Consider the following 21,897-nt stretch of genomic DNA (forward strand, 5'->3'; position numbering starts at 1 on the left):
TCCTGTGGGCGGGGCACTGGTGCTTCCATGTTTCGCGCGCTCTCAGATCACTTTGAAAAGGCAATCGTATTCTCATGCCAATGGCGCGACAGATGCGACAGGTCGACACCTGAACTGAGACCGTCGATCAACCCCAACACCCGAGGCGCGGTCAGAGGCAGCGCGTTCACCGGGGTTCCGATGGCATTGGCCACAGCGCAGGCAAGGGTTGCACCCACGTTCAAAATTGGCACTTCGCCCGCGCCTTTCGTGCCCAAAGGCCCACAAGACGGCGCGCCCTCATAGAGGTGATAGTCGATCGGCAGGGTGTCGAGCGCGGTCGGAATGCGGTAGGAGGAAAAGCAGGTCTGATCAAACGCGCCCTCTGCATTGATCGTGATTTCCTCATGTAATGCGTAGCCAATGCCCTGCGTGACCCCACCCTGAATTTGACCATGGATCGCACGTGGATTCAGCGCCCGACCTACGTCTTGGATGACGCGGTAGGCGAGGATCTCGACCTTGCCGGTATCCGGGTCCACCGCCACGTCGCAATCATGGACGGCAAACACCGGAATATCTATCGCATCAATGAAATGCCCCGCGGCACATCCCGGCATCGCGGCAATGCCCGGCGCGGTAAACGCCCCGCTGCCAGAAACAGGTCCGTGTTCCAACTCTGCCTGTGCGATCACGGTTTGAATGGAGGTGCCAGAGCCGGGTCGGCCGCGGATTTCCACCCGGCCTTGGGTGAGCACCAAATCATCCTGCGGTGTTTGCAACATTTGGCTGGCGACCGCCAAAAGTTTGGACCGGACCTCGGCGCAGGCCTCTTGGCTGGCCGCGCCGATCGACACCGTCGTGCGCCCGCCGCCCACGCCCAGATCGCGCCCGGAGGCATCCGTATCCGCGGTTTTGACGATGACCGCATCCGGGTGAATGCCCAGATTGGCCGCCACGATTTGTGGCAAGGATTGCACCATCGTGCCCGACCCGATTTCGACGCCAGAGGTGACCAAAGTGGCGCTGCCATCGACGTTGAGATGGACCGTGGCGCTTGAAGGGCCGACAAAAATGAACCATGTGCCAACGGTGGTGGCGCGCCCGTAAAGCCGCCCATCGGGGCCTTTTTTCGCGCGCTCATGTGGCCCATAGGTGTCGATGGCCAAATCCAACATCGGCCGAAGAACATCGCCCTCAAACACCTGCCCCGTCGCGCCAATATCACCATGACCCACCACGTTGCGCCGCCGAAAGGTGAGCGGGTCCATGCCAATGGCTTTGCAGATTTCGTCAGTGTGACATTCAAGCGCAAAGGTGTTGTACACGCCGTTGCAGGCGCGAAAGGCCCCATTGGGGGGCGTGTTGGTATAGACCGCTTGGCTGGCGATTTTCACCGATCCAAGCCGGTAGTTGCCGCCCAGCGTATGCGCCGTCATTGTGGTGAGGAACACTTGCTCGCCGCCATAGGCACCGCAATCCATCAACACCGTGGCTTCGCGCCCGACAATGTCGCCCTCTGGTGTCACCGCAGACCGGATCAGGATGTCGGCGTTTTCGCGGCTCAAACAGGTCATTTGCTCTTCGCGGCGGGAGTTCACCAGCGACACTTTGCGCCCGGTCTTGCGCGCCAAAATGGCGGCGAACGGTTCCAGAGAACAATCGAATTTCAACCCAAACCCGCCGCCAACGGCGGGCACGGTGACATGCACCGCCGCTTCGGGCACGCCCAAAACCTTGGCCGTCACATGACGCACGGTCCATGGCACTTGGGTCGAGGTGTGAATGTGAAACCGCCCGTCGTCATAGGAGGCGACCACAGCACGCGGTTCAAACGGCACATGGCTTTGGCGTCCGACCCGATATGTGCCCTCCACAATGGTCACATCGTCTCGGGCAAAGGCCGCATCGGTGTCGCCGCGCACCACCGTGGCCTCCCACGCCACATTGCCGCCGCGTGCCGCGCCCTCGCGCAAAATCTCATATGTCGCCCAATCGGGGTGGATCAATGGCGCGTCTTTGGCCAGCGCCTCCGCCATGGTCAAAACAGGCGCTATTGGGTCGATCTCGACCAGAATGGCGGCGGCTGCGGCGCGCGCTTGGGCCACGGTGGTCGCGGCCACAACGGCCAGAGGTTCGCCATGATAGCGCACCACGTCTTTTGCAAACAGCGGATGGTCGGCGATGCCGATCCCATGCAGACCGGGCGCGTCCTCATGTGTTGCAATCGCCTTGACCCCCGGCATGGACAGCGCGGGGGTGACGTCGATTTTAACGATCCGTCCCGATGCGACCTCTGAACGGCGCGCGGCGGCGTGCAACGTGCCGTGGCCGCCGTCGTCGACGGTATAGCGGGTGCGTCCCAGAAGTTTGTCCTTTGCATCCCGCCGAGGCAGGTTCATCACAGCATTATTGGGAGGGTAGGGCAGTGTCATGGGCACACCTCGTCCGCTGATCCAAAACCGTCTGCGCCAAGCGAGATGAGCGCATCTATAATGCGTTCGTAGCCGGTGCAGCGGCAGATGTTTCCGGTCATGGCCGATTTGAGTTCGGCGCGCGTGGGCGACGGATTTTCCGCCATGAAATGCGTCATCGAAAGCACCATGCCGGGGAAACACATGCCGCATTGCACGACATCGTATTCCAAAAACGCCTTTTGAACCGCAGTCAGGGTCTCAATGTTGGACACCCCTTCGATCGTGGTGATCTCAGCCCCGGCAAGGCTCCCGACGGGCAGCAGGCAGGACACTTTCGGTACGCCGTCGATTTGAACCGTACAGGCGCCACAAAAGCCTTCGCCACAGACATCCTTGGTCCCGGTGAGGTGTAGATCTTCGCGCAGGACCTCAAGCAAGGATCGGCGCGGATCGCCGTGATAGGGAACCGGGTCGCCATTGATCATCAAAGTCAGCATCATCGCCCGGCTCCTTGTTCTGTCCGTGACATGTCAGAGAAGGCCCGTGCCACCAAAGCGGGCAACACCCGCAGGCGATACCAACCTTGGCCATCCACCGCGTCACGGCCCACAAAGTCCTGTGAGGCGCGCAAGGCGGCGTGGGTGCGGATGCTGTCGGACGTCATCGTTTGCCCTTCGCAAAGCGCTTCCAAAGCCCGCCAGCGTCGTGCGCGTTTTTCCACAGAGCCCACAGCAATCCGCAAATCTCGTAGTGCGCCGTCGGGGGTTATCACCGCCGAAAGGCTGACCACCGCAAGCGGATAGTCCCCGGCTTGTCGTTGCATCAAACGGACATGGGCCGAGCGCGCTGCCGTGCGGGGCACGGTGACACGCAGGAGGATATGGGGCCGGTCGACAGGGGTGTTGAGGTAGTCCTCAAGCGACAGGGTCTGGCGGCCCGAGGAGGTTTCAAGGTCCACCTCTGCGTTCAGTGCCAGAAGGGCCGGGGCCAAATCGGCAGAGTAAAAATCCCGCGTACACAGGTTGCCACCCAAAGTGGCCATGCGGCGGATGGCGGGGGTCGCGGATTTGCCCGCCGCCGTGGCGAGCGCCGCCAGATCGGGCGCGCCTGTTATAGCGTCGCAGAGGTCCTGATGGGTCACCATAGAGCCTGCAACCAGCGTCTGGGCATCCAGTGAGATGTCGGTGAGGTCTGGTATATTTGCCAGCGACACAAAGGTCCGGTCGCGCGCCTCGCGCATGACCCATGTGCCGCCGGCCATCACGGTTGCCGTCTCTCCCAAACGTGTCAGGATGTCGAGCGCCTGCGAAACGCGGGTCACTGAGATCAGGCCGTCCTGTGATATCACCATCATCTCCATCGCCTTTTTAAGAGGGACCATCAAAGGGAGCGCGGGCCTGCGGCGGCCCGCACGAAGGGGTCTCAGCGACCGCGCATGATCATCCGGTAGCGCATCTGATCAAAGATCACCGCGAGGATCAAAAGTCCGCCCAAAAGCACCATCTGCATGTAGGAACTGATCTGGGCGAGGTTCATGCCGTTTTGCACCATGACGATGAAAAACGCGCCCAGAACCACTGTCTGCACCTTGCCGATCCCGCCTCTGAGCGAGACGCCCGCGATGACACAGGCGGCGATGGATTCAAGCGCCATTGAGCCGCCTAAATTGGCCTCGCCGCTTTCCACCCGCGCGGTCAGCAACAGCCCGGTCAGCGACGCGATCAGCGAACAGAGAATGTACGACACCATCAAAGTGCGCTTGGTGTTGATGGCCGACAGATGCGCGGCCTTGATATTGCCGCCGACGGCATAAATCTGTGTGCCCAAAGGCGTGCGCGACATCACCAGCCACATCACCACGATACAGATCGCGGCGATAAACACCGGGACCGGCACGCCGAACCATTTGCCAAAGCCAAACGTGTCGCCAAAGGCAAAGGGCAGGCCAGACACTGGCACGCCCCCGGTGAGAAACAGCGCAAGACCGGCCCCGACAGAGGAGACACCCAGCGTCATGATAAAGGGCGAGACCTCGAAATAAGCCACACCGACGCCATTGACGAGACCCACCATCAGGGCGGTGAACCCCCCCGCCGCGATCCCGATCACAATCGCCAACCAGATCGCATCGGGCATCACGCCCGCCGCCCATGTCATCGACACGGCGGAGACCACAGAAGTCAGCGCAATCGCGGTGCCAACCGACAAATCAAACCCGCCAGAGACCAAAACCAACATCTGTCCCAAGGAGACCAAAACCAGATAGACCGATTGCCGCGCCACATTGACGAGGTTTTGCCCGGTCAGGAATTTCGCGGACATCAACGAGAAAACCACCAAAGCGATGGCCAAAAAGAACGGCAAGACGCCGACCCGCAAAAACAGTTTGCGCAGAACGCCGGATGTGTCAGCAGATGTGGGTGCAGTTGTCATAGGGTCGGTTCACTTTCAACAAAGAAGTGTTTCAAAACAGTGTCCTCGGTGGCATCAGCCCGCGCCAATTCGGCGGTGACATGGCCATGTGCAAAAACGAGGAGACGGTGAGACAGGTTGATCGCTTCGGGCAGATCGGAGGAGATTACGACCACGGCCTTGCCCGCCTCCGCCAGCGATTTGATCTTGAGATAAAGCGCGGCGCGGGTGCCCATATCGACGCCCACGGTCGGCTCATCAAAGATGTAAACATCGGCGTCCTGGCCAAAGGCCTTGCCAAACAACACCTTTTGTTGGTTGCCGCCCGAAAGCTGCGAGACATATTTGGCGCGATAATCATGGGGCAGTTCGACCCGATCCGCGATCTCGGCGACCCGTTCGCGCACCACGCGCCAGTTGATCCATCCGCGCTTGGAGGCGGTGCCCGAGGTCACCACATTCAGCCCGAGATTGTCATGGGAGGTCTTGGCCAGATCGAGTCCTTCGGCCTTGCGATCCGGCGAGAGGTAATACAGCCCACGGCGGATGATCTCGCGGGTCGAAAGATGGGTGATGTCCTGGCCTTTGAGGATGACGGTGCCCGTTTGATGCGCGGTCAGCCCCATCATGGCGCGGAAAAACCGCGATTTGCCACAGCCAACCAGCCCCGCCACACCCAAAACCTCACCCGCCCTCAGGCTCAGGCTGCTGGGGGCCACGCCGGGGGTCGAAAGCCCTTTGATTTCAAGAACGACCGCGCCGGGCGTGGTCGCAATCACCGGATAAATCTCCGCAATCGCGCGCCCGGTCATCATCTCGACCAAATGCGCCTCATCGGTATCCGTCATCGCGACCGTGCCGATTTTGGCACCATCGCGCAGGACCGTGACCCGATCCGCGATGCGGGCAAATTCCTGCATCCGGTGGGAGATATAAACGATGCCAACGCCCTTGGCCTTTTGCTGTTTGATAAAGGCAAAGAGGTGATCGACCTCGCGGTCCGTCAGAGAGGCGGTCGGTTCATCCAAGATCAAGACCTTGAGATCGCCGTGAAACGCCTTGGCAATTTCGACCATCTGTTGCTGCGCACGCGACAGGGAGGTGACCTGCGCGGTGGGCGAAAGCGCAAAGCCCAAAGTGTCGAAAATCTCTTGTGCGCGCCTGCGCATTTCGCCGTGATCAATCAAAAATCCGGCACGTGGTTCTTGGCCCAGAAACATGTTTTCGGCCACGGTCAGTGTCGGGATCAGCGAAAATTCCTGAAACACGGTATAGACGCCATGGGATTTGGCGCGCGCCACCGTGTCGAAATTCATCGCATGACCGTCAAGGTAAATCGTGCCCTCGGAGGGCGATGTGGCACCCGCGAGCATGGAAATCAGTGTCGATTTCCCCGCGCCATTTTCGCCAAACAACACATGAACCTCGCCTGCATTCAGGTCAAAATCCACCGCATTGAGGGCGCGCACGCCGGGGTAGTCCTTGGTCAATCCGTGGGTGGAGAGTAGGGGCATGGTCAGCCTCCAAATAGTGATGTGGACCGGGACACATCTGCCCCGGCCCGAGATCAGAGATCAGCCGTTATTCGACGGAGAACACCGGGCGGAACCCATCCGGCGGCAAGATCGCGTCGCGCGCGACCGAGCCGATCGTGTCGCCATCGACGACAAAGATTTTCGGCCCCACATGTTTGATGTACTCCTTGCCTTCGATGAGGCGCACGGCCTGATCCACGGCAATCCGGCCCTGAATGACCATCGAATCCGCCGGGGCGGCGGCGATCATGCCGCGTTGGATGCCGGTGTAGACGCCGGGGGTCATGTAAAACGCCAAAAGACCGATTTCATCGCTGAGGCCGCGTTCGCGCAACAGACCCTGTGCGGCTTCGGCGGTGACCGCCGTGCCCGCGAGGTATTTGACCTCGGGGTTGGATTGCAAAACGTCTTCGACCAGCTTGAGCTGTGCCTCTTTGCCGGTGTCGCCATAGCGCGGTTCCAACACTTCAACAGCGGAGCCTTCGATGGCGGTCATAAAGCCGGTGTTGGCGGCCTCAACCCAACCGGCACCGGCCGGTCCGGGGAACCAACCGACCTGAACCGGGTCGGTGCCCGCGGGGTGTTTGTCCGCCAGATATTTGCCGGTTTCAAAGCCCATCGTGTAGAAAGACACCAAGGATTTGGCGGAAATGTCCGGCGAGGACACACCGTTGATCACGTCGATCACCGGGATGCCTTTGGCAGCCACTTCGGAGATGACGCTGTTGAGACCGTCATAGGAAATCGCCCCGATGATCACCGCATCCGCCCCTGAGGCGACGCAATCTTCGATCTGGCTGACCTGTTTTGACAGTTCGGTATAGCCGCCCGCCTCAACAAGGTTCATTTTGACGCCAAGGCGTTTGGCTTCTTCGGCCACGCCGTAATCGACACCCAGCCAATAGGCGTCTTTCATATGCGGGAAAGACACGCAGATGTTGTAGGCTTCATCGGCTTTTTCAAGCGCTTCATAGGTCACCGGGGTGGCGGTGCCATCGGTGGAAAAGGCGGGGGTCACCTCTTCGGCCTCATAGGGATACCACGCATCGGCAAGCGCCGGGGTGGTGAGCATGGCGGCAAAGGCCACGCTGGTCAAAAGGGCATGTTTCATGGATCTGACTCCTTGTTGGGTCCATCAGTTGGAGATGCGGTCATTGCCGCGTTTTTATTATGAGAGATGGGAGCGGGCGCTCCCTGTCGGCATCAGGCCCCTATGCGAGGGCCTGACGGATGTCTGCGAGCATGGCTTTGCGCGCGGCGCGTGCCGCCAGCGCTTCGTCCATCTCGACACGTTTGAAGGTGACGGGGGTGTTGGGTTGCAATTGACCGATCAGATCCATATCCGCCGAAATCACCGCACCCAGGGTAAAATAGCCACCGCCCGAGACCGCATCGCGGTGCAACACGATGGGTTCCAAGCCGCCGGGCACCTGAATGGAGCCATAGGAATAGCAGCCATCCACGATGTTTGAGGGATCGGAGCCTGCGCCAAAGGGTTGCGGACGATCGACAAATTCCATCGGAGTGCCACCGCGGAACCGATAGCCCATGCGGTCGGCCTCAGGGGCGACCACCCATGCGTCATCGAAAAACGCCTTTTGGCTTTTCTCGGTCAGACGGTGCCAATAGAGCCCGGTCAACACCCGCAATACGGCGGGGGTGCCGGGGCGGCGGCGGAGCGCCAGGGGAACAGAGCGCCCCTCCGCCACCACCGCGCCAGTTCCAACCGGGATCACGTCCCCGGCGGCCACGGCGCGCCCTTCGAAACCACCCAAGGCCCCGATGGGATAGGTGGACCGCGACCCAAGCGCGGGCTCGGTCGCGATGCCGCCGGAGACGGCGATGTACATCCGCGCACCGGCTTTGAGAAAGCCAAAGGACAGAACCTGACCGGGCTTGACGGTGAAGGCAGTCCATGTCTCGCGCGGGTCCCCGTCAAGCATCATCGGGATGTCCGCGCCGGTGACGGCGACGCTCATCCCTGCGCCAATTTCGGGGCCAAATTTGATCTCCGGCCCCATGAACACGGCTTCCAATCCCGCCGCGCCCTCGTCATTGCCGACCAAAAGGTTCGCAGCCCGCAGCGCCAGACGATCCATCGCACCGCCTTCGGGAATGCCAAGGTGAAAATAGCCGGGGCGGCCAAGGTCCTGAACACTGGTTGCAAGTCCCGGTTTGATGATCTCAAGCGTCATTGAGGGCCTCCATCAGCTTGGCGTTGAATCCGGTCATGTCGGCGTTGAACGCGTCGAGATCAAATTTGACCTCGGCGATGCGCGGCGCATAGGTGCCCGCCTCGACCTCCTTGACGATGCGGTCGTAGTCTGTGCGATCAATCGGTTTCCATTTGACGATGTCGCCGGGGCGGAAAAACACCATGAAATCGCTCAGGTAGCTGGTCTTTTGCTCCGGGTCATAAATCGGCATCGGTGTGATCCCGAACATCTGATAACCACCGGCACCACGCACCGAATAGATACAGGCAAAGCAGCCACCATGACCGACGGTCAGTTTCGGCGTATCTGTGCGGGGCCGCAGGTATTTTGGCACCTCAAGCTGTTTGTCGCGCTCGACCAGTTGATAGAGAAACGGCAGTCCCGACACAAAGCCCACCATCGAGACGAACCAAGGCTGGGAATGATGCGCCTCGATAAAGGCGGCGACACTGTCATAGCCGTTGATCTTGGCGGCATATTCCAAATCCGATCCGTTCGGGTCTTGGTGGCGTTCGCGGAACCGCATCAGGGTTTCATGGGTCCAAGGGTCTTCATAAAACACCGGAATTTCAATGATCCGGGTCTCAAGGCGTTTCTCTTGCGCCTCTGCCTCGTGTTCCAATTCCTTGATCTTGGCCATCATGGCGTCGGGGGCGATGACATCGGGGTCAAACCGCACCTCAAAGGAGGCATTCGCCGGGCAAATCTCGGTCACGCCGGGGATATTCGCGGCGCGCACCAGTTTGCTTAAGGACAGGCAGATAAAGAAGGCATCCAGAGACATTTCATCGTCGATCTCGACATAGATATGTTCGTCCCCGCCATAGCTGTAACGCGTTTTCATGCGGCGTCTCCTTTGGTTGCGGTCAAATGTCCAGCGGCCAGCCACGGTTCCAACCATTGAGTGTGAAACGCGCCTTTGCGCACCTCTGGGTCGGCGGCCAGCGCTAGGTGCAGCGGCACCGTGGTTTTCGTCCCGCCGATTTCCAACTCGGTGAGGGCGGTGACCAATTTATCAATCGCCGCGTCGCGGGTCGGGGCATGGACAATCACCTTGCCCAACAGCGAGTCGTAGAACGGTGGGATTTGGTAGCCTTCGGAGAGGAAGTGATCAAAGCGCACGCCATCGCCCGTGGGTTCGACCAGTTTTGACACCACACCGGGCCATGGCATGAATTGCAGGAACGGATCTTCGGCACAGATGCGCACCTCGATGGCATGGCCTGAACGGGTGATCTGATCTTGGGTCATCGACAGTTTGGCCCCGCCGCAGACCTTGATCATTTCTGCCACAAGATCGACGCCGGTGAGCATTTCGGTGACCGGATGTTCGACCTGAATGCGGGTGTTCATTTCGATGAAATAAAACGCGTTGGTCGCCTCGTCATAGAGATACTCAAGCGTGCCTGCGCCGCGATAGTTGACCGCCTTGGCCAGCGCCACGGCAGAGGCGCAAAGAGCTTCGCGGGTCGGCGCGTCCAGACAGGCGGCCCCCGCTTCTTCCCAGACCTTTTGCCGACGTCGTTGCAGTGAACATTCGCGTTCAAAACAATGCACCGCCGTGTCGCCGTCACCCAAGATTTGCACCTCGATGTGGCGCGGTGACAGGATCGCGCGTTCGATATAGAGGCCCCCGTCGCCAAAGGCGGCTTCGGCTTCGGCCTTGGCTTGGGGGGCGAGGGCTTTGAGTTCCGCCTCATTGGTGGCGATGCGAATGCCGCGCCCGCCGCCGCCCGCTGCGGCTTTGATCATCACCGGATAACCGATCTCGGCGGCCACTTTCAGTGCGTCCTCGACGTCAATTCGCCCTTCTGAGCCGGGCACCACCGGCACACCGGCGGCCAAAGCGGCCTGACGCGCCGCGACCTTGTCGCCCATCCGTTCGATCGTGTCCGCCGTGGGACCGACGAAAATCAACCCGGCGGCTTCGACAGCGCGGGCAAAGCGCGGGCTCTCAGATAAAAAGCCATAGCCGGGATGGATCGCATCCGCACCCGTATCCTTGGCGGCTTTCAGCACCGCCTCGATGTTGAGATAGCTGTCTTTCGAGGGCGCAGGGCCGATACAGACGGCCTCGTCGGCCAGTTTGACCGCCAACATATCGGTGTCGGCTTCGGAATGGGCCTGGATCGCGTGGATGCCCAACGCTTGGGCGGCGCGCACGATCCGCACGGCAATCTCGCCCCGGTTGGCAATGAAAAGACGTTCAATAGCCATCAGATCACGCAAGCTCCGCAAGCACGGCACCGGCAGTCACCGGCGCGGCATCGTCGATCATGTATTTGACAAAGGTGCCCTCAATTTCGGAGGTCACAGCGATAAAGGTTTTCATCACTTCGACCAGACCGATGGTGTCGCCAATGGCCACCGCATCGCCGGGGGATTTGAACACCGGCTCCTCGGGGGAGGGCTTGTGATAAAACGTGCCGGGGAGGGGGGATTGAATGTTGCTCATGATCGTTTCCCTGTTGGTTTAGCTCTGTTGGCTTAGGCGGTTTCAAGCACGGCGGAGGCCGGTGCGATATGGATGCCGTTTTCGGTCAGAGTGGCGCGGATGGCGCGTCCGATGTCCAGAGCGCCCGGCGTATCGGAATGAAAACAAATCGACTCGAACGCGATGTCGATGTCTTTGCCCTCAACCGTGGTCACTTTGCCCTCAAGACAGGCGCGCAGACATTTTTGCGCAATGGCATCCGGGTCGGGGCGGCCAACGCGACGGGTGAAAACAATCGCGCCGTCAGTGCCATAATCGCGGTCGGCATAGAATTCGCGCACCACAGGATGACCCAACCGTTTGGCGACCTCATAGGTCTTGGACACACCCATGCAATAGATCAAAAGATCGCCGCTGATCGCGCCAAGGCTTTCGATCATGTGGCGTGACAGATCTTCGTTGCGCGCGGCCTCCATGTAAAGTGCGCCATGGGGTTTGACGTGCTGAAGGCGGATGCCGTGACGGCGGCCAAATTCGCGCACTGCGCCGACTTGGTAAATAATGTCGTTGACCAGTTCTTCGTGCGTGGTCTGGATGAAGCGGCGGCCAAAGCCCTGAAGGTCGCGATAGCCGGGATGCGCGCCAAGCCCGACGCCGTAGACCTGCGCCAATTTGATCACCCGGTCCATGGAGTTCGGATCACCGGCGTGAAACCCTGCGGCGATATTGGCCGAAGAGATCAGCGCCATCAGATCTTCGTCGGGCGCTTCGCCCAAGACCCAATGGCCAAAGCCCTCACCCATGTCGCAATTTAAATCGATGATCTTCTGCATGACTGGTCCTTGTTCTCTGTGGAACCAGCATTTTCCAAATTGAGTCTGTTTGTAAAATTCAGAATTCAACTACAACATTATCGAATTTTCCAAATTCAAAATTTCAATTCAGATCAGATTTTGCGCGAATTTGGGCAAAATAGGCAATTTTGAAACGGCTGCCACAGTCGTTATTCTTTTTTAGAGATAATGCTCGGATTAAAAATTGAATTTCCGAATTTACGGCACAACCTCTATACACTGTCATCGAAACGCCACGCCAAGGCGTTCGGAAAATCCGAAGAGGACGGTCCTGATGAATCTGCGCCAATTGAAATATTTCCTCGCCACCGCCGAATTGGGTCAGGTCAGCCGTGCCGCCAGTGAATTGTCGATCTCGCAATCCTCGATCACCACGGCGATCCGCGAGTTGGAACAGGAAATGGACACCATCCTGTTTGTGCGCACGGCGCATGGGATGGAACCGACCGCATCTGGGCGCGAACTTGTGGGGGCGGCGCGTGATGTGTTGGAAAAGGTCAATATCGCCCGCAACATCGGCCAAGGTCGATCCGAGATTGAAGGCACCATCAACATTGCCGCGACCTATACGGTGATCGGCTATTTCCTGCCGTTTCACCTGGATCGTCTGACCCACAGATTCCCAAAACTCGACATCCGCATCAGCGAGCTGAACCGCGAAAGCATCGAAGAGGGGTTGATGACCAATCGCTTTGACATGGCGGTTTTGCTGACTTCGAACACCGCCAATCCCGAACTTGAGACCGAAACCTTGCTGCGCTCGCACCGCCGCCTTTGGGTGCCGCAAAACCATCCGCTGCACCAACAGGGCCGCGCGACATTCGAAGACATCGCGAAAGAGGATTACATCATGTTGACCGTCGATGAGGCGGCCAATACGTCGATGAAATATTGGGGGCCGACCGGGCTGACGCCCAACATCAAACTGCGCACCTCATCGACCGAAGCGGTGCGTTCCATGGTCGCCAATGGCCAAGGCATCACCATTCTCTCGGATATGGTTTATCGGCCTTGGTCGTTGGAGGGGCGGCGGATTGGCACGGTCGCCACAGACCGCGAAATCCCGTCGATGGATGTGGGGCTGGCGTGGCGGCGCACACAGGAGATGAGCGAGCCTGTTCGGGTGTTTTACGACTATTTCATGGATGCGTTCCTGTCACCGCAAATGTCGCAACTCGCCGGACGCAGTTAAGGGCGGCGGCCCGTCAGAGCCGCCACCCGATCCGCGCGGTGAAAGGCGTGACGCTTTAGGCCGACAGACGTTGCCGCACCAGCGTGACCCAATAGGAACTGCCCCAGCCGATCACATCGTCGTTAAAATTATAGGCCGGGTGATGCAGATTGGCCGACGGTCCATTGCCGATATTGATCATGCAACCCGGCACTTTGTTCAGCATAAAGGCGAAATCTTCACCCCCCAAAGTGGGCGTCATATCCAGCGTCACATTCTCCACACCTGCCACCGCGCGCGCGGCTTCGGCGGCAAATTCGGTCTCTTGCGCATGGTTCACCAGCACCGGATAGCTGCGTTTATACTCCAGCGTCCCAACACAGCCATGTCCGGCGGCGATATTGGACACGATCTCGCCCACGCGGCGTTCGACATGATCACGCAGCGCCTCATTCATCGTGCGGACCGTGCCTTTGATGGTGATCTCCTGCGGGATGACGTTATGGGCATGGCCGCCCTCAATCGCGCACAATGAGACGACATGGGCGTCAAACGGGTCGACGGAGCGCGCGCTCATGCCGTGAATCGCCTGAATGATCCCGGCGAGCGCTGGAAACGGATCAATGCTTGTGTGCGGTTCGGCAGCATGCCCGCCTTTGCCGGTGATGGTGATGGTCAGGATGTCCACGGCGGCCATATTCGGCCCCGGCGCGGTGGTGAATTTTCCCACATCCAGCCCCGGCATATTGTGCATGCCGTAGACCTCATCACAGGGCCAGCGCTCAAACAACCCGTCTTCGATCATCGCCTGCGCGCCCGCGCCGCCCTCTTCGGCAGGTTGGAAAATCACGATCACCGTGCCGTCAAAGGCCCGCGTTTCTGCCAGATGTTTCGCCGCGCCCAGCAACATGGTCGAATGGCCGTCATGACCACAGGCGTGCATTTTTCCCGGCACTTTCGAGGCATAGGCCAGCCCGGTTTCTTCCAGAATTGGCAGCGCATCCATATCGGCGCGCAGGCCAATCATCCGCCCGGAGATATTGGTTTTGCCGTGGATCACACCGACCACGCCGGTCTGGCCCAGCCCCTCGACGACCTCATCCACTCCGGCTGCACGCAGGGCCTCGGCCACTTTCGCGGCGGTGCGATGGACCTCGTACAAAAGCTCGGGGTTTTCATGTAAATCATGGCGAAAAGCGATCAAACCTTCGATCTCGCGCGCCACCCAATTTTCAATCGCCATATTTTATCCTCTCAACATTTTATATCGAAAATCACAATGGCTCGCGCCTTTCATGATCGTCTGTGTCCGGGTCAATTCGATCTCCGGGTTGTAGCCGACGCAAAAATCGCCATCGCGATTGCAGGACAGTAAATGCCCAATGTCGCCCAGGCCCATCTCCTGATACATTTCCGCATAGCGACAGCGCGTGACGTTAAAGGCCATCTGATCCGGCTCGGTCACCAACACATCCATCTCAAGCGCGTCTTCTTTGGTCCAGTTTGGCAGAATATCGGCGAAATCCGACAGGTTCGGTGCATGGCCCAGATCTTCGGCCAAGGCTTTGCCCTGTTCAATTGCCGAGCGCGAACAGGTCGCGCCAATCACCGCTTCCGCCTCGGCGCGGCCAGAGCGTTCGGTGATCACGTCGAGCACATGTTTCAGGATCATCGCCTCAATGCGGCGGCGTTCGAGGATGGGGAGGTCTTTCATAGCGTCACCTTTCTCATAGTTTCGGCTCCTGACGGTCTTTGCGTTGCAACCATGTCAGATAGAGCGGTGCAACCCGGCGACCAATGGCATGAAACGGCAGCGGATGCGGCTCGGTGACAGGAAGGGCCAGCCCGCGCTCATCCTCGCCATCCACAGCCCGCGCGATCTCGCGTCCCAACGCATTGCCAAGCGCCACGCCGCGCCCGTTGCATCCAATCCACGTCCAGCCATTCGGGCCGAGTTTATGGACCCGCGGAAAGCGATCCCAATTCATTGACAGATAGCCGGACCAGACATGGGTCATTTTCGGCGGCGCAAGCTGCGGGAAACTGTCGGCCAGATTGGCGGCGACCTTGCGTGCGATCCGGGCCTGAACGTCGCCACCGCCCAGAATGGCCCCGCCGGTGATCAACCGATTGCGCGCATCATAGCGGAAAAACCGCAAATCGCCACGCGTGTCAGACACCGCCTGACGCCCCGGCAAAAGCGTGGCGCGCAAATTGTCCGAGAGCGGTTCGGTGGACATTTGCCACGAATGCACGGGGATGATGGACCGCGCCAACCGCCGCGCCAGTCCGGGGGCCAAGATGCCAGTGTAGGCATTGGTGGCAAGGATCAGCGCGCGGGCTTTCACCGTGCTTTTGACTGTACTATTGACTGTGCCCTGCGCGGTTTTGACGACCCACTCAGACCCGGTGTGAGCATAGCTCTCCACGCGGGTTTGTTCATAAAGTGTGCCGCCATGGCGCTCTACCGCCCCGGCCAATCCGCGCGCCAAAGCCAGCGGGTTGATATGCCCGCCCGAAGGCGCCAACATCCCGCCGTACCAATGATCCGTGCCCATCAATGCGGTGGTGGCGGCGCGATCAAGGTATTGGACCTCAAGCCCAAAGCGCGTCCAGGCTTCCACCCGCTTTTGGCTCAGCTTTGTGCGTCCGGGCGAGTGCGCCGGTTGAAACCACCCGGTTTGCTCCGCTTCGGCCTCAATCCCCTCATCGCGGATTTTATCAAACAACATCCCCGCCGAGGCCCCGATGAGTTCGGCAAATTTGCGCCCTGTCTCGCCAAAGCGCGCCACCCACATATCGGGTTCGGCGGCGGTCAGCGTTGGGATCACCTGACCGTTGTTGCGCCCCGACGCGCCCCAGCCCACGGCCTGACCTTCGAGCACCACAACATCGCGCCCGGCCTTGGCCAGATGTAGGGCTGCGGAGAGGCCGGAAAAGCCGCCGCCGATGATCACGGTGTCGGTTTCAATCGGACCCGTCAGGGGCGCAGTGGGCGGGCGTTTGGGGGCGGTGTCGGCCCAAAGCGAGGGCGGGAAGGAAACGGGGCTTTGCATTTCGGGTCTTTCGGTGGTGTGATGGGTAAATTCTACGGAATGGGCGTTTTGGCGAATGGATTTCTATGGTTTGCGTAAACACGGGTATGTATTCAGAGGTAAACGAGGCGAGGCGATATGAGCGACACAAGTTTTGATGAGATCGACCAGCGCATTCTCGACATTTTGCAGGTGGACAGCGACCTGCCGATTGCCGAGGTGGCGGATCGGGTGGGGCTGAGCCCGACGCCGATTTGGCGGCGCATCAAACGTATGGAGGCGGCGGGGTTGATCCGGGGCCGGGTTGCCTTGGTCGATCAAAAACTGGCCAATGTGCCGATGACGATTTTCATCGGCGTGACCGCGCCGCGTCATGCGATGGAATGGTTCACCCAATTTCGCGCGCTGATCGAAGACATCCCGGAGGTGGTCGAGGCTTATCGCCTCACCGGGGCGACGGATTACATCATGAAGGTCGTGGTGCCCGATATTGCCACCTATGACGTGGTCTATCAGCGGATGATCGAGGAGGTGGAATTTTCGACGGTGAACTCGTCGATCTCGATGGAGGAGTTGAAATTCACCACCGCCGTTCCGACCAAATATCTGTGATTTGGGCGTTCGGGGCAGGGGCCCAGACAGGGGCCCAGACTGGGGGCCAGACAGGGGCGTGTTCAGCCCCTGCCGATATGGGATGTGTTCACGCCGTCTCATGGACGTGACCGCCCAAATAGGCCTCAGCCACACGCGGATCATTGGCCAATGCCGAGGCATCGCCTTCGATCACGATTTTGCCGTGTTCAATCACCGAAGCCGTGTCTGAAATCCGCAACGCGGCTTTGACGTTTTGCTCGACCAAAAGCACGGCGTAGCCTTCGGCGCGGATTTTCGACACCAGCTCGCAGATGAACCCAACCAAACGCGGGGCGAGACCCAGAGAGGGTTCGTCCAACAGCAACACTTTGGGTTTGCGCATCAAGGCGCGCCCGATGCAGAGCATCTGTTGCTCGCCACCCGACATCGACCCGGCCTGTTGTTTCAGCCGCTCTTCGAGGCGCGGGAACAGGGCCAACACGTGATCCAATTCCTGCCGCCCCAAAGGTCCGGCCCCGATCACAAGGTTTTCCAACACGGTCATGTTGGAAAAAATCTGCCGCCCTTCCGGGGCCTGCATGATGCCACGTTCGACGATTTCATGGCTTTTAAGTTTGGAAATGTCTTCGCCCTGCAAAAGGATTTCCCCGCCCGTGGCGTGATAAATCCCGGAGATACAGCGCATGAGGGAGGTTTTGCCCACCCCGTTGGCACCCAGCACAGATACGATGCCTTGCTCCGGCACAGTGACCGAAATGTCGTGCAAGATGTCCTGAATGCCGATTTTGAGCGACAGGTTTTTGATCTCAAGAATGTTGCTCATCCCTCATCTCCCCCAAGGTAGGCTTCTAACACGCCGGGGTCCTGGCGCACCACGGCGGGCACGTCATCGGCGATTTTGCGGCCCGAGGCGAGCACCACAAGACGTTCACAAATGCCCATGACCAGTCCCATATCGTGTTCCACCAACATGATGGTCAGCCCTTCTTTGTTCAGCCCGGTGATGAATTGCGCCAGTTCCGTGGTTTCGGAATCGTTCATCCCCGCGGCCGGTTCGTCCAGGATCAAAAGCTCCGGTTTCATCGCCAAGGCCCGCGCGATCTCAAGGTATTTGCGCTTGCCATAGCTGAGGTTGGCGGCGAGATCATCAGCGTGATCGGCCAGACCCACCCGTTCCAACATCTCATAGCTGCGCTCAGAGATCTCTTTTGCCCGCGCCTTGCCACCGAAGAGCGACGACATTGGACCGACGCCAATCATCCCAAGGGCCCCGACAGAGATATTGTCGAACACCGTCATGTTCGGAAACACCCGCAGGTTTTGAAAGGTGCGCGACATGCCTTTGTGGGCGATCTTATGCGCCGACAATCCGGTGATGACCTCGCCTTTAAACCGCACCTCGCCCGAGGAGGGCGGCGTGAAGCCGGAGATCAGGTTGAACAGCGTGGTTTTCCCCGCGCCATTCGGTCCGATCAGGCCAAACAATTCGCCTTGATTGACCTGTGTGGTGACATCATCGACCGCTTTGAGACCGCCAAAGGCGCGGGTCAGATGGTCGAGTTCCAGAATGGGCGTCATTTCCAACCGATGCCTTTCTCGCCTTTTTGGGCGGCCCAGCCTTGGCCAAGGACACGGCGGGCAAAGTTGAGGGCAGAGACTTCGCCAAACAGACCTTTGGGTAAGAACAGGATGGCGGAGAACATCAGCACACCGACGATGATGTTGCGAATATCCCCGACCGAGCGCAGGGCTTCGGGCAGAAGGATCAGCAACAGCGCACCGATCAAAACCCCCGGAAGACTGCCCAAACCGCCGACCACAACCATGGTCAGGATCAGGATGGATTGCGAAAAGTGGAAGTCATTGGGCGAGATGTAGCCCGTGGTATAGGCCCAGAGCGCACCGGCGATGCCGGCGAAAAAGGCAGAGATCACAAAGGCCTGGATTTTCATCACGGTGACATTGATGCCCATGGCCGAGGCGCATTGATCATCCTCGCGCAAGGAGCGCAACGCATTGCCGTAATAGGAATGGCTGAGCCGGTTGAGCACGAGGATAGACACGGCAACGACCCCCGCGACGACATAGTAGATGCCCAGATCACTGTCGATCTCAAGGCCAAACAGGTTGATGCCAGAGAACAACATCACACCATTCGGCCCGTTGGTCAGACCAACCCAGTTGAGAAACACCAGATAAAGCATCTGACCAATGCCCAGCGTGGCGACGGCGAAATAGATCGACATCAGGCGCATGGTGGGCAAGGCGACCAAAAAGGCGATGGCGGCGGCGGACAGGCCCGCAAGCGGCAAACCAAGGGTGAAGCCGATCCCATGATTGGCCCCCAAAATCGCCGCCACATAGGCACCGACCCCGTAAAGCGCCGCATGACCCAAGTGCAGCAATCCAGCCACCCCGGTGACAAGGTGAAGCGAGGCCGCGAGCAACATGAAAATCGCGGCGATGGTGGCGATCTGATAGTAATAGCCTTTGTCAAACCCCATGAGCAGCGCCGGGATCAGGATAAAGGCCAACACGAGCAGGCCGAGTTTGATGAGGAGCGATTTAGACACGTTCCCTCCTTGCGCCAAAAAGGCCTTGCGGGAAAAAGATCAGGGTCAACAAAAGGAAGGCATAGGCCACCATGTCGGACCAAACGGAGGGCATGAAACTGGTCGAAAGACTTTCCGAGAGGCCCAAAATGATCGCAGAGATCACAGCGCCCGGCACGGAGGACAGCCCGCCCATGACCATGGCAACAAAGGCCTTGATCCCCGGCGTGAAGCCCATCGACGGGAAAATCGCGCCGTAATACAGGCCCACCAAGATGCCCGCGAGCGCGCCCATGGCGGAGCCGATGACAAATGTGATGATGATGGTGCGGTCGGTGTTGATGCCGCAATATTTCGCGCCCAACGCGTTGTTGGACACGGCGCGGATCGACAGGCCGATGGGGCTTTTTTTGAGCAACCATTGCAAACCGCCCAGCATCACCAAAGTGACGCCCAAGATGATCAGATCACCGTTGACGATGGTGATCGGGCCGATGTGGATCGGTTTGTTGATCAGATAGGCCAGATCAACGGTTTGGAATTGCGAGCCAAAGATCATCTCCATCGCTTCGCGGGCGATGATCGACATGGCGAGCGAGGACATCAGCGTGGCCTCCCGCATGGCGCGTGATTTCAACGAGGCCTCATCCGAGAAGCGGCGGAACGGGCGAAACGCCAAACGTTCAAGGCCAAATCCGGCCAAGGCACCGGCCGCCAATGCGATAAACAGCACCACCAAAAGCGGCGGTCCAAAGGCCGAAATCGCCATCAACCCGGCAAAGGCGCCGATGGTGTAGACCTCGCCATGGGCGAAGTTGACCACATTCAACACGCCAAAGATCAGCGTAAATCCGATGGCCATAAGCGCGTAGATCATGCCCAAGGACAGACCGATGGCCAATTGTTGCAGGATATAAGGATCGAGCACGTCGTCCCCCTTTTGCTATGGTCCCCGCCCGTTCAGCCCAGAGGCCGTGCGGACGGGGAGAAGGGTTTATTCGACTTCGACAAACATGCCGCCCACGACGGAAGCTTTGGTCAGCTCCTTAAGCGGTTCGCCGTTTTCATCGAATGTGGTGTTGCCGGTGACGCCGGGGAAATCAGTCGTGGCGGCCACAGCATCGCGCAGGCTGTCGCGGGTGAGATCCGGGTAGGCTTTGACCACGGCGGCCAACATGATGTTCACCGCGTCATAGGCCTGTGCCGGGAATTGGCCGGGGGCGTGATCATGGGTTTTGTCCCATTCGGTGACGAATTCTTGAACATTCGCATCCATCCGCGTCGGCAAGAAGGTCGCGGTCAACAACAGCCCTTCGGCGGCGTCGCCCGCCAATTCGATCAACTGGTCATTATAGGCCGCCGAGGTCGAATAGACCGGGATTGCGGCGTCAAGCTGTGCCATTTGTTTCAGGAACTGCGCGCCGTCTTCATAAAAGAACCCGGTGTAGACCGCGTCAGGTGCCTGATCTTCGAGCTTGGTGATGATGGAACGGAAATCGGCCAGACCACGGTTGAAGAATTCGGTGTAAACCACTTCGCCACCGGCGGCTTCAAACGGCTCGACAAAGCCTTTCGCCACGGATTGACCCCAATCGGTCTGCTCCGCGATCACCGCGACTTTTTTGATGCCTTTGTCCATCATCCATTGGGCGTTCACCGCGCCCTCTTGGTCTTGGGTGGTGATGTTGCGGAACTGCCATTTGGAGATTTTGGCAAAATCCGGGTGCGACGCGGTTTGCGACAATTGCACCATTCCGGCTTTTTTATACACCTGAGCCGCCGCCATTGACACGGTCGAGGTGAAATCGCCCAAAACGCCGACGATCTCTTTGTCATCGACAAATTTACGCGCGATGGTCACGCCCTCTTTGGCGTCAGAGCGCGAATCCTCATAGATGATTTCGACCGGAACAGGCAGCGCGCCCGAGGCGTTGAATTTGGTCAATGCGATCTCTGCCGCATCTTTGAAATCCTGACCATATTGCGCGGTGTTGCCGGTGAGCGGCAGTTGGTAACCGAGTTTAACACTGTCTTGGGCAAAGGCTGCGACCGGGGTCAATGCGGTGGCAGCAGCAAGCAAAAGTGCCGTTCTGCGTGTGAGTTTCATGGTGAGTTCCTCTGTTGGTCGGAAGGGTGTTTGAGTGTGAAAGAGCCCGGTTGATCCGGGTCTGAGGGTGTGAACTTTGGCGGGCTTATTCCACCGCCACGGGGCCGGGTTCCACGATCAGGCGGCAACATCCGGTTTGGCCGGGTTTCCAGGTTTCGCCCTTAAAGGTAAACCCTGCCGCGCCAAACATGCCCGCGTCAATCGCGCCCGCCGCACGGCAGAGCATCTCAAGCTCTTCGCCCTCGCGCCCGGCGGCTTCCCAATTGTCTTTGAGTGGGCAGCGGTGAAACTGAATCTCCATCCCCTCAGCGTCGCATTTGCGCAGCTCAGGCGCAAACAGGTGATCGCGGCAGGGGATGCCAGCCAGAAACTGTTCGGTCAGCGCTTCGATATTGGCGGGGCCATGCGGTTTGAGCTTTTGCCCCATTTCGGCGCCAAGGCGGTAGGTGGCTTCGCCCATCAATTCGATGGTCTTTTCCGGGCCAAATTCTTCGCGCAGCACATCGAACATGTGCATGTAGAATTTCGCGCGCATCGCGTAAGCGCCGGACAGTTGTTCCAGAGTGATTTCGGGGGCGTCGGTCATGTCGG

22 protein-coding genes are annotated in these 21,897 nt (G+C 59.2%); 2 read left to right on the forward strand and 20 right to left on the reverse strand.

All coding sequences use genetic code 11. The annotated features are described in order from the left end of the window. Window positions 1-47 precede the first annotated feature (47 nt). The 11 genes from BLT54_RS07695 to BLT54_RS07745 form a co-directional block, all read right to left on the reverse strand. Entirely contained in the window at window positions 48-2,414 is a 2,367-nt protein-coding gene (locus BLT54_RS07695; RefSeq protein ID WP_074643088.1) for a xanthine dehydrogenase family protein molybdopterin-binding subunit, read from the reverse strand. Further along, a complete protein-coding gene (locus tag BLT54_RS07700; protein ID WP_074643094.1) occupies window positions 2,411-2,896 on the reverse strand; it encodes a (2Fe-2S)-binding protein in 486 nt (161 codons plus the stop codon). Before BLT54_RS07700 ends, BLT54_RS07695 begins: the two co-directional genes overlap by 4 nt. After that, window positions 2,893-3,750 (reverse strand): FAD binding domain-containing protein, encoded by an 858-nt coding sequence (locus BLT54_RS07705; RefSeq protein WP_074643095.1) that lies wholly within the window; start codon window positions 3,748-3,750, stop codon window positions 2,893-2,895. Before BLT54_RS07705 ends, BLT54_RS07700 begins: the two co-directional genes overlap by 4 nt. A gap of 68 nt (window positions 3,751-3,818) precedes the next feature. Then, complete coding sequence (locus BLT54_RS07710) at window positions 3,819-4,829, reverse strand: ABC transporter permease (protein WP_074643096.1); 1,011 nt, start codon at window positions 4,827-4,829, stop codon at window positions 3,819-3,821. Continuing rightward, entirely contained in the window at window positions 4,826-6,322 is a 1,497-nt protein-coding gene (locus BLT54_RS07715; protein WP_074643097.1) for a sugar ABC transporter ATP-binding protein, read from the reverse strand. Before BLT54_RS07715 ends, BLT54_RS07710 begins: the two co-directional genes overlap by 4 nt. Window positions 6,323-6,389: 67 nt before the next feature. Next, window positions 6,390-7,454 carry a TMAO reductase system periplasmic protein TorT gene (gene torT / locus BLT54_RS07720; RefSeq protein ID WP_074643098.1) on the reverse strand — a complete coding sequence of 355 codons (1,065 nt, stop codon included), beginning with the start codon at window positions 7,452-7,454 and terminating at the stop codon, window positions 6,390-6,392. 100 nt (window positions 7,455-7,554) lie between these two features. After that, the gene (locus BLT54_RS07725; protein ID WP_074643099.1) at window positions 7,555-8,538 is read right to left on the reverse strand and encodes a 5-oxoprolinase subunit C family protein; all 984 of its coding nucleotides are present in this window, start codon (window positions 8,536-8,538) and stop codon (window positions 7,555-7,557) included. After that, window positions 8,528-9,403: a 5-oxoprolinase subunit B family protein gene (locus tag BLT54_RS07730; protein WP_074643112.1), complete on the reverse strand. Its 876-nt coding sequence runs from the start codon at window positions 9,401-9,403 to the stop codon at window positions 8,528-8,530. The genes BLT54_RS07725 and BLT54_RS07730 overlap by 11 nt, the downstream gene beginning before the upstream one ends. Continuing rightward, window positions 9,400-10,776, reverse strand: coding sequence for an acetyl-CoA carboxylase biotin carboxylase subunit (locus BLT54_RS07735; RefSeq protein ID WP_074643115.1), 1,377 nt, complete (start codon window positions 10,774-10,776; stop codon window positions 9,400-9,402). The genes BLT54_RS07730 and BLT54_RS07735 overlap by 4 nt, the downstream gene beginning before the upstream one ends. 4 nt (window positions 10,777-10,780) lie before the next feature. Beyond that, window positions 10,781-11,014 (reverse strand): acetyl-CoA carboxylase, encoded by a 234-nt coding sequence (locus BLT54_RS07740; RefSeq protein WP_074643117.1) that lies wholly within the window; start codon window positions 11,012-11,014, stop codon window positions 10,781-10,783. 32 nt (window positions 11,015-11,046) lie between these two features. Beyond that, window positions 11,047-11,826: a 5-oxoprolinase subunit PxpA gene (locus BLT54_RS07745; protein ID WP_074643122.1), complete on the reverse strand. Its 780-nt coding sequence runs from the start codon at window positions 11,824-11,826 to the stop codon at window positions 11,047-11,049. A 295-nt stretch (window positions 11,827-12,121) separates the two neighbouring features. On the opposite strand from BLT54_RS07745, the gene BLT54_RS07750 reads away from it, so the two are divergent. Next, complete coding sequence (locus BLT54_RS07750) at window positions 12,122-13,039, forward strand: LysR family transcriptional regulator (RefSeq protein ID WP_074643123.1); 918 nt, start codon at window positions 12,122-12,124, stop codon at window positions 13,037-13,039. Window positions 13,040-13,094: 55 nt separating this feature from the next. Here BLT54_RS07750 and BLT54_RS07755 read toward each other — a convergent pair whose 3' ends face one another. From BLT54_RS07755 to BLT54_RS07765, 3 genes are read right to left on the reverse strand one after another with little or no spacing between them, the layout of a single operon-like run. Beyond that, entirely contained in the window at window positions 13,095-14,261 is a 1,167-nt protein-coding gene (locus BLT54_RS07755; protein WP_074643126.1) for a M20 aminoacylase family protein, read from the reverse strand. Between the two features lie 3 nt (window positions 14,262-14,264). After that, window positions 14,265-14,732, reverse strand: coding sequence for an L-2-amino-thiazoline-4-carboxylic acid hydrolase (locus BLT54_RS07760; protein WP_074643129.1), 468 nt, complete (start codon window positions 14,730-14,732; stop codon window positions 14,265-14,267). Between the two features lie 13 nt (window positions 14,733-14,745). Further along, window positions 14,746-16,074, reverse strand: a complete 1,329-nt coding sequence (locus BLT54_RS07765) for an NAD(P)/FAD-dependent oxidoreductase (protein WP_074643133.1) — start codon at window positions 16,072-16,074, stop codon at window positions 14,746-14,748. A gap of 117 nt (window positions 16,075-16,191) precedes the next feature. Between BLT54_RS07765 and BLT54_RS07770 the strand changes: the two genes are divergently transcribed. Further along, on the forward strand, window positions 16,192-16,665 hold the full coding sequence (locus BLT54_RS07770; protein ID WP_074643135.1) for an Lrp/AsnC family transcriptional regulator: 474 nt from the start codon (window positions 16,192-16,194) through the stop codon (window positions 16,663-16,665). Window positions 16,666-16,753: 88 nt separating this feature from the next. Here the strand turns inward: BLT54_RS07770 and BLT54_RS07775 are convergent, their stop codons facing one another. From BLT54_RS07775 to BLT54_RS07800, 6 genes are all read right to left on the reverse strand, one after another. Beyond that, window positions 16,754-17,470: an ABC transporter ATP-binding protein gene (locus tag BLT54_RS07775; RefSeq protein WP_083351746.1), complete on the reverse strand. Its 717-nt coding sequence runs from the start codon at window positions 17,468-17,470 to the stop codon at window positions 16,754-16,756. Beyond that, a complete protein-coding gene (locus BLT54_RS07780; RefSeq protein ID WP_074643137.1) occupies window positions 17,467-18,225 on the reverse strand; it encodes an ABC transporter ATP-binding protein in 759 nt (252 codons plus the stop codon). Before BLT54_RS07780 ends, BLT54_RS07775 begins: the two co-directional genes overlap by 4 nt. Beyond that, a complete protein-coding gene (locus BLT54_RS07785) occupies window positions 18,222-19,220 on the reverse strand; it encodes a branched-chain amino acid ABC transporter permease (protein ID WP_083351747.1) in 999 nt (332 codons plus the stop codon). The genes BLT54_RS07780 and BLT54_RS07785 overlap by 4 nt, the downstream gene beginning before the upstream one ends. Continuing rightward, complete coding sequence (locus BLT54_RS07790; RefSeq protein ID WP_074643140.1) at window positions 19,213-20,127, reverse strand: branched-chain amino acid ABC transporter permease; 915 nt, start codon at window positions 20,125-20,127, stop codon at window positions 19,213-19,215. The genes BLT54_RS07785 and BLT54_RS07790 overlap by 8 nt, the downstream gene beginning before the upstream one ends. 66 nt (window positions 20,128-20,193) lie before the next feature. Continuing rightward, window positions 20,194-21,306 (reverse strand): ABC transporter substrate-binding protein, encoded by a 1,113-nt coding sequence (locus tag BLT54_RS07795; protein WP_074643157.1) that lies wholly within the window; start codon window positions 21,304-21,306, stop codon window positions 20,194-20,196. 85 nt (window positions 21,307-21,391) lie between these two features. Next, a complete protein-coding gene (locus BLT54_RS07800) occupies window positions 21,392-21,892 on the reverse strand; it encodes an L-2-amino-thiazoline-4-carboxylic acid hydrolase (RefSeq protein ID WP_009572151.1) in 501 nt (166 codons plus the stop codon). Window positions 21,893-21,897 lie beyond the last annotated feature (5 nt).

It is taken from the genome of Celeribacter baekdonensis (assembly GCF_900102315.1).
In the GTDB taxonomy this organism is placed as follows: domain Bacteria; phylum Pseudomonadota; class Alphaproteobacteria; order Rhodobacterales; family Rhodobacteraceae; genus Celeribacter; species Celeribacter baekdonensis.

Excerpts from the sequence above, each read along its gene's own strand:
- BLT54_RS07780 (WP_074643137.1), bottom strand. The coding sequence starts at position 18,225 with ATGACGCCCATTCTGGAACTCGACCATCTGACCCGCGCCTTTGGCGGT.
- BLT54_RS07750 (WP_074643123.1), top strand. The coding sequence starts at position 12,122 with ATGAATCTGCGCCAATTGAAATATTTCCTCGCCACCGCCGAATTGGGT.
- BLT54_RS07765 (WP_074643133.1), bottom strand. The coding sequence starts at position 16,074 with ATGCAAAGCCCCGTTTCCTTCCCGCCCTCGCTTTGGGCCGACACCGCC.
- BLT54_RS07745 (WP_074643122.1), bottom strand. The coding sequence starts at position 11,826 with ATGCAGAAGATCATCGATTTAAATTGCGACATGGGTGAGGGCTTTGGC.
- BLT54_RS07700 (WP_074643094.1), bottom strand. The coding sequence starts at position 2,896 with ATGATGCTGACTTTGATGATCAATGGCGACCCGGTTCCCTATCACGGC.
- BLT54_RS07705 (WP_074643095.1), bottom strand. The coding sequence starts at position 3,750 with ATGATGGTGATATCACAGGACGGCCTGATCTCAGTGACCCGCGTTTCG.
- BLT54_RS07730 (WP_074643112.1), bottom strand. The coding sequence starts at position 9,403 with ATGAAAACGCGTTACAGCTATGGCGGGGACGAACATATCTATGTCGAG.
- BLT54_RS07760 (WP_074643129.1), bottom strand. The coding sequence starts at position 14,732 with ATGAAAGACCTCCCCATCCTCGAACGCCGCCGCATTGAGGCGATGATC.
- BLT54_RS07775 (WP_083351746.1), bottom strand. The coding sequence starts at position 17,470 with ATGAGCAACATTCTTGAGATCAAAAACCTGTCGCTCAAAATCGGCATT.
- torT (WP_074643098.1), bottom strand. The coding sequence starts at position 7,454 with ATGAAACATGCCCTTTTGACCAGCGTGGCCTTTGCCGCCATGCTCACC.
- BLT54_RS07725 (WP_074643099.1), bottom strand. The coding sequence starts at position 8,538 with ATGACGCTTGAGATCATCAAACCGGGACTTGCAACCAGTGTTCAGGAC.
- BLT54_RS07770 (WP_074643135.1), top strand. The coding sequence starts at position 16,192 with ATGAGCGACACAAGTTTTGATGAGATCGACCAGCGCATTCTCGACATT.
- BLT54_RS07800 (WP_009572151.1), bottom strand. The coding sequence starts at position 21,892 with ATGACCGACGCCCCCGAAATCACTCTGGAACAACTGTCCGGCGCTTAC.
- BLT54_RS07755 (WP_074643126.1), bottom strand. The coding sequence starts at position 14,261 with ATGGCGATTGAAAATTGGGTGGCGCGCGAGATCGAAGGTTTGATCGCT.
- BLT54_RS07740 (WP_074643117.1), bottom strand. The coding sequence starts at position 11,014 with ATGAGCAACATTCAATCCCCCCTCCCCGGCACGTTTTATCACAAGCCC.
- BLT54_RS07735 (WP_074643115.1), bottom strand. The coding sequence starts at position 10,776 with ATGGCTATTGAACGTCTTTTCATTGCCAACCGGGGCGAGATTGCCGTG.
- BLT54_RS07715 (WP_074643097.1), bottom strand. The coding sequence starts at position 6,322 with ATGCCCCTACTCTCCACCCACGGATTGACCAAGGACTACCCCGGCGTG.
- BLT54_RS07710 (WP_074643096.1), bottom strand. The coding sequence starts at position 4,829 with ATGACAACTGCACCCACATCTGCTGACACATCCGGCGTTCTGCGCAAA.
- BLT54_RS07795 (WP_074643157.1), bottom strand. The coding sequence starts at position 21,306 with ATGAAACTCACACGCAGAACGGCACTTTTGCTTGCTGCTGCCACCGCA.
- BLT54_RS07695 (WP_074643088.1), bottom strand. The coding sequence starts at position 2,414 with ATGACACTGCCCTACCCTCCCAATAATGCTGTGATGAACCTGCCTCGG.